This window comes from Streptomyces sp. NBC_00829 (assembly GCF_045161795.1).
In the GTDB taxonomy this organism is placed as follows: Bacteria; Actinomycetota; Actinomycetes; order Streptomycetales; family Streptomycetaceae; genus Streptomyces.
This window is the reverse complement of sequence record NZ_CP108867.1, coordinates 3613330-3626046: the sequence shown is the minus strand read 5'-3', so window position 1 is coordinate 3626046 and position 12717 is coordinate 3613330. Positions and strand designations below refer to the sequence as shown.

The following is a 12717-nucleotide window of genomic DNA, read 5'->3' as shown; positions in this document are numbered from 1 at the left end:
GAAGAGGGCGGGTGCCGACGTACAACCTGACCGTCCAGCTGACTGCGCAGGCCAACAGCCTGATCTCCGGGCTCCGCTCTGCATCCCAAGCGGCAACGGATCTCGGGCACCGCACCCGCGACCTCGACCGGCGTCTGGCCCAGCTGGACGCGTCCAGCCGCCGCACAGCCCAGCGGATCGACGCGCTCGGCGATCGAGCCCACACGGCGGCAACCCGACTCGGTGCGCTCGGCACCCGCGGCGGCCAAGCGGGAGGCAGTCTCCGCCGTGCGAGCGCTGAGGCAAGCGGCGCCGAGCGGTCACTCAAGGGCGTTGGGCAGCAAGTCGCCGCGTTGTCCCGGCTTCTCGCCGGCGGGGCACTGGTCCTGGGCACCGGGCAGCTGCTGGAGGAGGGCAATCGCTACCAGCGGCAGATGAACATCTTCTCCGCCGTGACCGGTGCCACAGCTGGGCAGATGCAGCGCGCCGCATGGATGGCCAACCAGCTCGGCATGGACCTCAACCTGCCGACCACCACTGCGGCCGACGCGGCTGAGGCGATGGTGGAGCTGGCGAAGGCGGGCTTCCGTACCGACCAGGCGATCAGCGCGGTGCGCGCCTCGCTCCAACTCGCCTCCGCGGCCGGGGTGAATGCAGCCGACTCCGCGAAGTACCTCGGCGACATCATGGATCAGTTCGGCCTCGGCGCCGATCAGGCCGGGCGAGCCGCCGACATCCTCGCCGCCACTGCCAACAACGCCTCCGGCGGCATCATCGACATCTACTACGCCATGCGCTACGCCGGGCCGGTTGCCGCAGGACTGGGCGTGAGCATGGAGGACGCGGCTGCGGGCGTCGGCATGCTCGGCAAGGCCGGCATCCTCGGCCAGACCGCCGGCACCGCGCTGCGCGGCATGATGGCCAACCTCGCCGCCCCCACCAAGCAGATGAAGGACGGCTTCGAAGCCCTCGGCATCGAAGCGTGGACCGCCGAGGGCCGCTTCAAGGGCCTGCGTTATGTCATCGCGGAACTCTCCCGCGCCCAACACGAGATGACGCAGAAGGACTTCACCCAGGCGGTGAAGCTCGGCTTCGGCAAGCCCGCCATGTCCGGCGCGATCGCCATGGCGCACCAGGGCACCGACTCCTTCGACGCGCTGTCGCTGGCCGTACGGGAATCCGGCGCGGCCGCGCAGATCACCGCCGCCCGCGGTCAGGGACTGTCCGGCGCGATGACGCTGCTGGAGAAGCAGGCCAAGCAGACCGGGCTCGCGCTGTACGGCGCGATGGCACCGGGCCTGGAGTACGTGACCCGGCTGATGACGCACGGCCTGTCCGGTGCGACGCCGTACCTGGTTGCGGCGATCGAGTACGGGCGTGACCTGGCTACGCTGTACGGGCCCGAGCTAAAGGACCGGGCACGCAGCGGTCTCGGCGGGCTGATCGACGAGGCGGAACAACTTCTCGGCCCGCTCGAGGCGCTTGGCGAGCACGCTCTCGCCTCCGGCCTGAACCTGCTGATCAATGCGGCCCGCGCGCTTGGTGACGTACTGGGAAACGCCACCGACGGCGCGGAGCCAGTTGCTCATGCTCTCGGCGTGCTGGGAGGCGAGTCCGGTGGCGCGGCCAACGCTCTGGACATCCTCGTCACGACCACGAACTTCGCATTGTCTGCCGTCGCCGGGCTGTCCGCCGTTCTGGTTCCGGTGGGCGAGAGCGTCGGGACGCTGGTGCGTGCCTTCGGTGCCCTGCCGGGTCCGGTGCAGACGGCGATCGCCGCAATGTTCCTCGCCCGACGGGTCGCTCCCGCCCTGGGAGGGCTCGCCTCCACCGTGGGTGGACGGCTGACCGGAGCGTGGCAGAGCCTCGGCGCTCAAATGCGTGTTCAACAGGCCCTGGCTGCGTCGACCGGCACGTCGATCGGGCGGCTCGGCGCGGCCTTCTCCGTACTCCAGGCCCGTGTCCCGATCGTCGGTCAGATGGGCGCCGCCTTCCGCAGCGCGCAAGGCCCGGCGGCTGGCTTCACCGGAACGCTCACCGGCATGGCCCGCGCAGCCGGTGTGGGAGTGCGCGGAGCGATGTCCGGGCTGGTCGGGTTCATGGGCGGCCCGTGGGGTGCCGCGCTGGTCGGAGTCACCCTCGGGCTTGGGCTTCTGGCTTCCCAGCAACAGAAGGCCGCCCGTGCGGCGGCTGAGCACCAGCAGCGGGTGAGCACGCTGACCGATGCGCTGCGCGAGTCCGGCGGGGTCATCGATGACAACGTGCGGCGGGCCGCCGCCCAGATGCTGCTGGACACAAAGGTCCGCGACGGCAAGGCGAGACTTGTCGAGGTCATGGAGCGGGCCGGTGTCTCCATGACCGAACTTACCGACGTCTACCTGGGCCAGGGCCGTTCGCTGGAAGAGCTCCAGACGGAGCTGAACGCCACCGCCGAGGCCAACGTCCAGTGGATCGCCACGCAGGGCGGCGCGGCGAAGACGTACACCGACACCGGTCTGAAGGCCAAGCATGCCGCCGACGCTCTCGGCGAGGTCAAGGACGAGATGGCCGCGTCGGCAAAGAACGCCAAGCGCCTCGCCGACGTCGACAGTGCCACAAAGAATGGCGCGAGCGCGTACGACCGGCTCAAAACCGCCGTCGGGGCCCTCGCCGACAAGACCGCGGACGCCGACACACGCACCCGCGCCCTCAAGACCGCCCTCGACCTGCTCTCCGGCGGCAGCATCTCCCTGCAGGCCGCCGAAGCACGCGTGAACAACGCGATCCTCGACGTGAACGAGGCCCTGGCCGACGGGATCGACAAGGCAGACGGCTTCGGCAAAGCCCTGGTCGGCAACAACGGCTCGCTGAACACCGCCACCCGCAACGGCCAGCAGCTCTACCAGTCGCTCACCTCGCTCAGCGATGCCGCCGCGGACGCCTCTGTATCCGCATACGCGCTCGCCCAGCAGAACAGCAAGACGCTCCCCGAATCCCTGGCCGCTGCGCGTGAGCAGATGGACAAGGCCCGCGAGGCGGCCATCAAGGCCGCCCAGGGCTACGGGCTGACCCGCAAGGAAGCCGAGGGGGTAGCGGACAGTCTCGGACTCATGCCGTCGAAAGTATCGCTGCTGCTGGAGACCGAAGGCATGGACTCCACCCTCGCGCAACTCCTCGCAGTCCAAGCGGAGTTCGACCGGTTTCCGAAGGCCGCCACGATCCGGGTGGACGATGTAAGCGAGGAGGCACAGAAGAGCCTCAAGGACCTCGGCTTCACCCTTGAGACCGTTGCCGGCACTCGCCAGATCAAGATCACGGCGCCCACCAAGGGAGCCCGCGCGGCCCTGAAGACACTGATCGATCAGCTCGCCGCTGTACCGGACGGCAAGAACGTGAAGGTCAGTGCGGCGACCGCGGCCGCCGTCACCTCCCTCCGGTCGGTCCAGGAAGAGCTGCGCGCGACCCCCGGCGCGAAGACCGTCACCGTCTACGCCCCGACCGCGGCCGCGCGCACCGCGCTGGAACAGCTCGGGTTCAAGGTCAAGACCCTGCCGAAGGGCAAGGCCGAGATCACCGTCCCCACCCAGGCCCCGATCGACGCGCTCGGCAGCATCCAGAGCGCGATCAACAACATCACCGGCCGCAACGTCGGCGTCGGCGTCTTCCTCAAGCCGACCTCCTGGGACACGGATGCCAACGGCATCCCCGACGCGATCCAGGCCCGCGCCGACGGTGCGGTCGTCGATTACTACGCGAACGGAGGCGTACGGGGCACACGGCGTGAGCATCACGTCGCGCAGATCGCCCCAGCCGGGTCCTGGCGTATCTGGGGCGAACCGGAGACCGGGGGAGAGGCGTACGTACCGCTCGCCGCAGGCAAGCGCGGGCACAGCAAGGCGATCATCGAGGAGGTCGTCACCCGCTTCGGCGGCGACGTCACCTGGTACGCGAACGGCGGGCTGTCCGGGTTCGACTACACCCCGCCGAGTCTTTACACGCTCTCGGGGATCGCATCGGAAGCCACTGACAGCAAAGGCCGTTTCAACCTCGCCACCTTCACCAAGAAGCTCAAGGCGTCGAACAGGGTGGCAGTCCAGTGGCGCAAGGACCTCGGCACCGTCGCCCGCCGCGCCGGCCAGGATGTGGCCGACGCGCTAGCCGACATGGGCGAGGACGGCATCGCGCTGACCCGCAAGATGGCATCCGGCTCCAGCAGTTACGTACGGCAGATGGCCAAGGAGCTGGACAAACTCGCCGCCAGCGCCCGCGCCTCCCTCAGCGAATTCACCACACAGCTCAAGGACGCTGCGAAGGACCGGGCTGGCTTCGAGAAGAACCTCGCCCGCCTCGCTGCCCTCGGCTATGGCGATCTCGCCGCGATGCTCGCCGAGCAGGGCGACGCGGACGCCGAGCAACTCGCCGCCGAAGCCGTGAAGGACAACAAGAAAGCGAAGCAGGCCAATGACGCCGCGAAGGCCGCCGCCAAGACCCTGGCCGCCGAGGACCTGGCCGACCTGCTCACCATCATCGGCGCGATCAAGACCGGCACCACCGGTATCCACAAAGTCGCCGACACGACTGGCCTTGAGGAAGACCGGATCACCGAGGTGGCTTCCCTCGGTCAGTCCCGCATCAAGTCCGTCCTCGGCTCGCGCGCGCACCAGTTCCTCGCCGACCTTGCGAAAGCGACCAAGGGTCAGGCGTACGCGAACGGTGGTGTGTGGGAGCCCGGCATCTACTCCTCACCGACGGCGCTGATCAAGTTCGCGGAGGCCGGCACCGGCGGTGAGGCGTTCATCCCGCTCGCCGCGAGCAAGCGCGCCTCGGCGACCACTGTCCTCGGCGATGTCGCGGGTCGCTTTGGCCTCCAACTTTCCCCGTCCGCACAGGAGTCAGCGCCGGTGCGCACGGTCGATGCCCACCCCGCGGGCGCCGTGCAGGTCGTGGTGGTCCGCGAGCAGCAGCCGCTCATCGGCACCATGCCGGTCACCGTCTCGGCCACTTCCGCCACCCCGCACCAGATCGGCGCCGAAGTGATGCGCCGTCTGCGCAGCGCCCAGCGGGGAGGGCGGTTGTGATGGCTGAACTCGACGAGTGGCAGATTGAGCTGGCGGGAGTTCTCCTCGGGCCCGGAACGGACATTCTGGTGGGCGAAGTAGAAGGACTCGGCGCGCCCGATCTCCGGTCCCAGGATGTGGAAAACCCTGTGGATGACGGGGCGTTCGCGGGCGTCGACCTGTACGGGCCGCGCACCATCCGCATCGAAGCAGGGATCCGGACACCGGCCAATCCGGCGCGCGCCCTCGATCTCCTGGCCCAATTGCAGCGCACCGCGAACGACCCGACGGTACGCAAATCGCCGGGCGCCGATGCCGCGCTGCGGCTGCGATGGCCCGGCCGGACGACCCGCCGCCTGTACGGACGGCTGCGCCGCGTCGAGGCCACCAGCACCACCAGCACCCTGCACGGCTGGATCCCCTTGGACGTCGAGTTTGCCGCCCTCGATCCACGCTTCCACGCCGACGACGCCTCCACTGTGACCCTCGCGCTCTCTGCCGACGGGCTCGGTGGGTTCCGCGCCCCCCTGATCGCGCCGCTGACCACCGGCGTCGCCATCCCCGACGAGCGACGCGGCTGGGCGGCCAACGAGGGCGATCTTCCGGCCTGGCCGTCGCTTCGGATCACCGGCCCGTGCACCAACCCCCGTATCCGGCACGTCGAATCGGGGCGCGTGATCGAGCTTGTTGCCTCTCTCAAGGCCGGGGAGTACGCCGACATCGAGACCCGTCCCGGAACCCGCTGGGCCTTGAAGAACGGCACCGGCAACCTCGCCCCCGCCCTCTCCCCAGCCTCCCGTCTCGACACCTTCACCATCCCGCCCGGCACCAGCGAGCTGTGGTGGACCGCCCGCGACTACACCAACACCACCCGGCTGGCCGTGACCTGGCGCGCGGCCTACGCCGCCCTGTGACCGGAGGACGCACCCGTATGACGCTGATCAACCCGCCGCTGCTCACCCACGGCGGCACGCACGCCGCCCGCGCCTTCCGGATGATGGTCCGCGACCTCGCCCGCGGCTCCCAGGGCGTCACCGAAGGCAACGACCTCAAGGTTAGCCAGCAGGCCACCCCCGGCGCGGGCGTGAGGGTCGGCGACGGCTCCGGGGTGATCCGGGGCACGGCGTGGGGCCAGGGCTCCTACACCCAGTACAACGTCGGCGACGCCACCGTGCCCATCGCCCCCACCGGCGCAACTGCCCGCTCCGACCTCCTCGTACTCCGCGTCGAAGACCCGGAGTACGAGGGCACCCGCAACCCGGAAACCGACGAGATCGGCTTCTTCCACGCTGTCTCCAACGTCTCCGCCACCGCAACCGCGCCACCGTCCGGGATGACCGCGATCCCGCTAGCCCGCATTGATATCCCGGCGAACACTTCGGTCATCACCAACTCGATGATCAAGGAGTTGCGCCAGATCGCGAACCCACGCCGGGACCGCAGGCTCTACACCGCTTTCCCGAGCGCCGCCTCTACCCTGGGCTACTCCGACAACAAGTGGCATGTCTGGCCAACTGCTGCTCGATGGAACATTCCTGTGCCTTCCTGGGCGACCAGCGCCAAGATCGTCACGACCATCACCGGGCTGGCGCTTCGCAGAGCCGATGTCTTCGCGCTGATGCGCAACGTCCTCGGCGGCACGACCGGTCAGCACATCGCCATCGACGACGACCAGGGCACGGGCACCCGCCGCAACACCGTCGTCGTCGCCGACGCCCTCGCTGTCCCTGCCGCGCTGCGCGGCACGAGCGTGCCTGTCTACACCGAGACGTACATGTACAAGTCCGAGACTGGGGACTTGGTGGTTGACGGTGCCACGACGTTCATCTGCGACGTCGAGTTCACCGAGGGCGTGGTGTGAGCCATGCCGGCCTACCGCTACCAGACCCGCCACGTGCTGACCGGCGACCTGCTCGCGGTGGATCTCCCGTTGTCCGACGTGGAATTCGGCCTCACGCTCAACGCCGCGGGCGACCTCGCCGCCACCCTGGCACCGCGCTTTGCCCACCTGCTCCCGGCCCAGCTCGACCCCGGCAATACGGTGCTGACAGCCGAACGCGACCACACGCTGCTGTGGGGCGGGCTGATCTGGCGCGCCGAGCCCCAGGGCAGCTCGTACCCGATCGAGGCCGCCGGATGGGGCAGCTACCTGCACCGCCGCCACGATGTGCACGGCAATCTGAACGGCCGGGGCCCGTACACCTACGCCGACCCCTGCCAGGTCATCCGCGACGTCTGGGCCTACGCGCAGTCCCAGCCCGATGGCGAGCTCGGCGTGACAGTGGATTCCACGGTCAGCAGGGCAAAGGCCGGCACCCCCGCTGAGCCGTACCGGACCGATTGGTGGGAGGCCCCGGTTCTCGGCGACGTCGTGGACGACATGACGCAGATCGAGGGCGGCCCTGAGTGGACCGAGACCACCGACTGGTCCACCTCCGCTGCCAGACCGCTCGGGCGGATCCGGCTCGGCTGGCCCCGCCTCGGTACGCGCCGCACCGACATCTCCTTCGCCTCCGGCATCAACGTCGCCACCACGGTCCCAGTGACGTACGACGCCGACAGCTACGCCCAGGTCGTCATCGCCTTCGGCGCCGGTGAGGGCCGCGGCCGCCGCCGCGCCATCGACGCGATCCGCAACGGGCGCCTGCGTCTGGAGCACGTCCTCGACGCTCCGGCCGAGAAGTCCAACGACCGGCTCGCCGCCCGGGCCCGCACCGAACGCATCTCCCGCCAGATCCTCGGCGAGGTCACCGAGATCCAGATCATCGACCACCCAGCGGCCCGGGTTGGCAGCTGGCAGATCGGCGACGACGTACGGGTGTCCCTGCACGACCAGTGGTCGGACTTCGACGGCTGGTGCCGCATCACCGGCTGGACCCTGCGCCCACCCCAGGGCGATAGCCCCGAACGCATCACCCTCACCCTCGCCCGCGCCGACCGCTTCACCTACGGGGGCTGACGCCCATGGCCAACGACCTGGCGCGCCTCGCAGCCCGCATCGCCGATCTCGAGCGCCGCCTCGCCCAGCAGACCCGCACCTCCCGCCTCGCCTACTCCTCCATCGAGGACGGCGCGGTCGAGGTGTACGACGCCGGCGGATCGCTGCGCGCCGTGATCGGCCAGCAGCCGGACGGCACGAGCGGTGTGATCGCGGTGAACGGGCCCCGGCCGCCCATCCCCTCTGCCCCGCAGGTGGAACCGGTCCTCGGCGGCCTGAGCATCACCTGGGACGGCCGCTTCGCCGACGCGGACGCCGCGCCCCTGGACCTGTCCCGGGTGCAGGTGCACCTACTGACGTCGGCGGATGCCCAGCCCGACGCGATGTGGCCTGCCGCGACGATCGAGGCGGCGTCCGGCTCTTTGGTCACCCTCGCCGTGAACCGCTACGGTGACGTCTGGGTGCGCCTGGTCGCGGTGAACACCTCCGGCACGCCCAGCCTCCCCTCGGAGGCAGCACGTACCGCGGCACGCCGCGCGGCCTCGGGCGACTTGGGCAACGGCGTGATCCAGCAAGGGCACATTGCGGTCGGTGCTATCGCCACCCCGCACCTGGCAGTCGGCTCGATTACTCCCGACCGGATCGCGGTCGGCCAGGGCACCAACCTAGTACCGGACCCCGGCTTCGAGGGCGTCGTGATCGCGGGCGCCGTCGCCGCGGCCGGAGCACCCTGGTCGCTGGCGCGCGGCAACCGTACCGGGGTCGGCGTACGGGTGGACTGCCTTGCTGAGATGGCGACGTACTTCACGCTGCCGCTCGCCACGGTGCCGGTACTCGCCGGCGCCCAGCTGTACCTCGCGGTTGATGTCCTGGTCTCCGACGATCTCGAGGCTCAGGCCGTGAAGATCCTCGCCCGCTGGGAGAACGCGGCCGGGACCGTGCTCGGCTACGGCGTAGTGGAGAAGGGTGGTGCCGCGCCAGGCATGTGGCAGCGCATCACCGGACAGGTCGCCGCCCCGCAGGGCACCACCCAGGCGGTGCTCGCCTTGGAGGCGTCCGCGGCCACGCGCGGCTGGGCGGTCTTCGACAACGCCGAAGCTCACAGCATCTTCGGCCGCGTGGTCGGCGGAGCCCGAGCGGAAGTCGGTCCGGACGGGCTGCGGCTGTACGACGAGACGGGCGAGACCGCGGTCTCTCTCGTCACCGGCGCCCCGCAGTACCTGACGCTGCGCAGCGGCGGTCAGGCGGTGGCGACCATCGACACCGCGGGAAACGCAGGGTTCGCCGACCTGGCCGTGGCTGGCGAGCTGACGGTCGGCGGTGACCCGGTGGCGGCGCTGCTCGGCCAGCAAGCCCGTGGTCTGGCAGCTGTCGACTACCAGACCAGCTCTATTACCGCGGGCACCACCGACTACGGCTTCACCGAGCTGGCCTTCGAGGCCGACGCCAGCCGCCTGTACCGGGTCGTCCTGGACTGCTACGCCGCCCCCTCCGTCGCGGGCGGCGAACTCGTCCTCGCTCTCAAGGACGGCGGCGCGAGCACACCGACGATCTCCTCCCAGCAGATTCAGTCCGCTATCTACCCAATGCCCACCAACGGCATCCGCCGCGTCCGCATGGAGACAGTGCGCTCCGGGTCCGACTTCGGTGCCGGACAGCACCGGCTGCTGGTCACCTTTCGATGCCAGGGCGGCCCCAGCGAGCAGACCGTACGGCTGTTCGGCGGCGCCAGCTATCCGGGCCTGATGTATGTCGAGGACATCGGCCCGTACCTCCCGCCCACCGGTCAGTACAACGACGGCGGAGGCGCCACCACCCCGCCGAAGACGACCTACACGAAGACCTACTCCGCCTCCTGGTCCGGCTCGTACGCGAATCGATCCGGCTACAACGGCTACTACGGCAACAGTTGCATGCAGGGCTACTACAGCTCGAACAACGGCGTCCAAGCGAGCCTGGTTGGCTTCCCCGCGCAGCTGGCTACGGACCTGTCCGGAGCGACGATCCAGAAGGCGGAGATCTACCTCTACTTCGAGCACTGGTACTACGCCAACGGCGGCACAGCCGTGATCCGGGCGCACTCACACGCCTCCCGGCCTGCCAAGTTCTCCTGCGACACCGAGGCGAAGGGCATCTCTTGGTCCCGCAACCAGGGCAAGTGGGTGGATATCACTGCCGTCTTCGATTCGACCAAGTGGCGGGGAGTCGCGCTGGATCCTAATTCCAGCGACCGCATCTCCTACGGGCGCGCCCGCGGTGTGGGCCAGACCTACCCGCCCAAGCTCCGCGTCACGTACACCAAATGACTGCTCATCGAGGGGAGTTGTAGTGCCCGAGCGCTACGGGGACCTGATCGTCAACGGGACCTTCAGCAACGGCACGACCGGCTGGTGGACCGGCGATCCGGCGTACGTCGCCGTGGCTGCTTCTGGCACTGGCCTGGAGGCCACCGCCACGACTGACGCGGTCAACCTGTGGGACGCAGGGGTCGGCCAGGACAACCTGATACTGAGCCCCGGATGCCGCTACACCCTGTCCTTCACAGCCCGGGCAAGCCAGGCCGGCACCACGCTGCGGGTGCAGGTCGGGCTCGGCGCCGATCCCTGGACCTCGGCGATCGACAAGACCGTGACGCTGGGCAACGCGGACACTTGCTTCACGTTCCCCTTCAGGTGCCCGCTGGACACGTCGACCGGGCAGATCTCCTTCCAGTTCGGCCAGTCCACCGCCGTGACCGTCTATCTCACCGAAATCCGGCTGACGTGCTCCACGATCGACGAAGGCTTCTACGTCGACCCGGATTCCAATGCGGCGAAGTGGCTGGCCGCCAACCGTGACGACCTGCGCGCCAACAAGATCGAGCGCGCCCTGGTACGGCGCCCCGGAGCCCGCTGGTTCGGCGACTGGAACAAGGACGTCAAGACCGACATCGATGCGTACATGGTGGCGGCGGCTGCCAAGGGCCAGCTACCGATCATCACGCTCTACAACATGTACAACCGCGACAACGGCGGCCAGAGCTCCGGTGGCGCACCCTCACCGGAGGCGTACCGAACGTGGATCGAGTCAGTGGCCGCAGGCATGGCCGACCGCCCCGCGCTCGTCATCGTCGAGCCGGACTCCCTCGCCCAGCTCGGCAACCTCCCCAGTGACGCGGCCCGTACCGAGCGCGTCGGCCTGGTCGCATACGCCGCGCAGACGCTGGGCACTCTGCCTGCCACCACGGTCTATCTTGACGGCGGAAACGCCACCTGGATCCGCCCGGCCCAGATGGCCACCCTCCTGAAGGACGCGAGCGTTGCTCACGCCCGCGGTTTCGCGGTGAACGTCGCCAACTTCGACGCGGTCGACATCTGCTGCACGTATGCCGACCAGATCACCGCCGAGCTCGGCCGTCTCGGCGTTCCGGGGGCGGGGTTCGTGGTGGACACCTCCCGGAACGGCAATGGCGCGATGAACGCAGACGGACAGCACGTCGACTGGTGCAACCCAGCCGGCCGCCGCCTCGGCGTCCCCTCCTCGATCGGCGTCGCAGGTGCCGACTACTTGCTCTGGATCAAGGTCCCGGGCGACTCGGACGGCTCCGGCGGCATCGGCGAGGGGATCCCCGCGGGCACGTTCTCCCCGTATCTCGCCGAGCGGTTGATCGATGGCACGTAGGGGGCAGCCGGGTCCTGTAGCACACTGCGGCCACGGTCCATTGTTCGTCGGCTGTTCTTCTCTGAGGCGGTCTCTTCATCGAGCTCAGATAGCTGCTCCCGCAGCTGCTTGGCTTCTACCTCAGCCTGGCGGAGGCGACGCTGCAGGCTCGCACGAGATGGAGGTTTCGGCGTTTTCGGTTGCTTCGGTTCCGGCTTCCGTGGGACGAGCCAACCGACACGCTGGTAAGCCACGATCCACCTGGCCCAGAGGCAGGTAGGACACTGCCGCTCGGGCCTCGGATCCGGCCAGCCGTCCTCGAGCATCCGCCTCGTGTGCTCGCGTTGGTGCTCATCTTGGCCCTCCGGGTCCGACGCCCAGAAGTCCTCGAAGTCTGCCTTCATCTTCGACAGCCGCTTGGCGATGACCCTTTCAGCACCGTCTGTCGGCTTCCACTGGAGGTCTGGGGCTACGACCTCGGTGAGATGCCCGCAGGACAGCGTCACGGTCCAGAACGCCGAGGTGTGCGGCTCATCGCGGCGGATCACAGCCCAGCTTTCCGCGGATGCCCAGTCAGGTGGTTCGATGGGGTCCGCGGGAAAGGAGACTTCTCTGCGCTCTCCCCACTCGACAATGTTCCGGTACGGTGCGGGCGGCGGGTCGTCATGTGAGCAGCGCACCTGCCCTGCCGGAAGCCGTCCCTTGTGAACGGGATCGTACCCCTGACCCTCGGCTGGCAGTTTTTCACTGCCGCTTGTCAGGACTTCGGTGACGCAGCCACACTCAAGTTGGACTCGCCACCGATAGAACTGCTCCGGGTCCGGAGCCCAGAACGGCCACAAGGCCGCCGAAATATGGCTGCGGCGCTTGGCATTGAAGTCCTGGTACTCCCGCAGGGCTTCCTCGCGTGGCATCGCAGCCCCGGGGAGCGGTCGTAGAACTGCGGTCGGCGCCGCGGAAGTGACTTCCTGGGGGCACCGTCCCTCACGAGCAACTGAGTTCGGCATCTGTCAGTCTCTATCTACTTGCATGGTGCGGCCTCTGCTTGCCAATGACGATCCCAGAGGCCACGGCCCTGTCGGCCCAGTCATCTCCAACGCCGGACACAGCGACGCGCCATGCATT

At 68.9% G+C, this 12717-nt stretch carries 6 protein-coding genes; all 6 read left to right on the top strand.

Going from position 1 to position 12717, the window contains the following annotated elements:
* Positions 1-11: 11 nt before the first annotated feature.
* Genes OG293_RS15640 through OG293_RS15615 form a run of 6 tightly spaced genes read left to right on the top strand, consistent with a single transcriptional unit; the run spans position 12 to position 11613 of the window.
* The gene (locus OG293_RS15640) at positions 12-5036 is read left to right on the top strand and encodes a phage tail tape measure protein (protein WP_405999402.1); all 5025 of its coding nucleotides are present in this window, start codon (positions 12-14) and stop codon (positions 5034-5036) included.
* Complete coding sequence (locus OG293_RS15635) at positions 5036-5929, top strand: hypothetical protein (RefSeq protein WP_405999401.1); 894 nt, start codon at positions 5036-5038, stop codon at positions 5927-5929. Before OG293_RS15640 ends, OG293_RS15635 begins: the two co-directional genes overlap by 1 nt.
* 17 nt (positions 5930-5946) lie before the next feature.
* Positions 5947-6876, top strand: coding sequence for a hypothetical protein (locus tag OG293_RS15630; RefSeq protein WP_405999400.1), 930 nt, complete (start codon positions 5947-5949; stop codon positions 6874-6876).
* A gap of 3 nt (positions 6877-6879) precedes the next feature.
* The gene (locus tag OG293_RS15625; RefSeq protein ID WP_405999399.1) at positions 6880-7974 is read left to right on the top strand and encodes a hypothetical protein; all 1095 of its coding nucleotides are present in this window, start codon (positions 6880-6882) and stop codon (positions 7972-7974) included.
* Positions 7975-7979: 5 nt separating this feature from the next.
* Entirely contained in the window at positions 7980-10259 is a 2280-nt protein-coding gene (locus OG293_RS15620) for a hypothetical protein (RefSeq protein ID WP_405999398.1), read from the top strand.
* 22 nt (positions 10260-10281) lie between these two features.
* The gene (locus OG293_RS15615) at positions 10282-11613 is read left to right on the top strand and encodes a glycoside hydrolase family 6 protein (protein ID WP_405999397.1); all 1332 of its coding nucleotides are present in this window, start codon (positions 10282-10284) and stop codon (positions 11611-11613) included.
* Positions 11614-12717: the final 1104 nt, after the last annotated feature.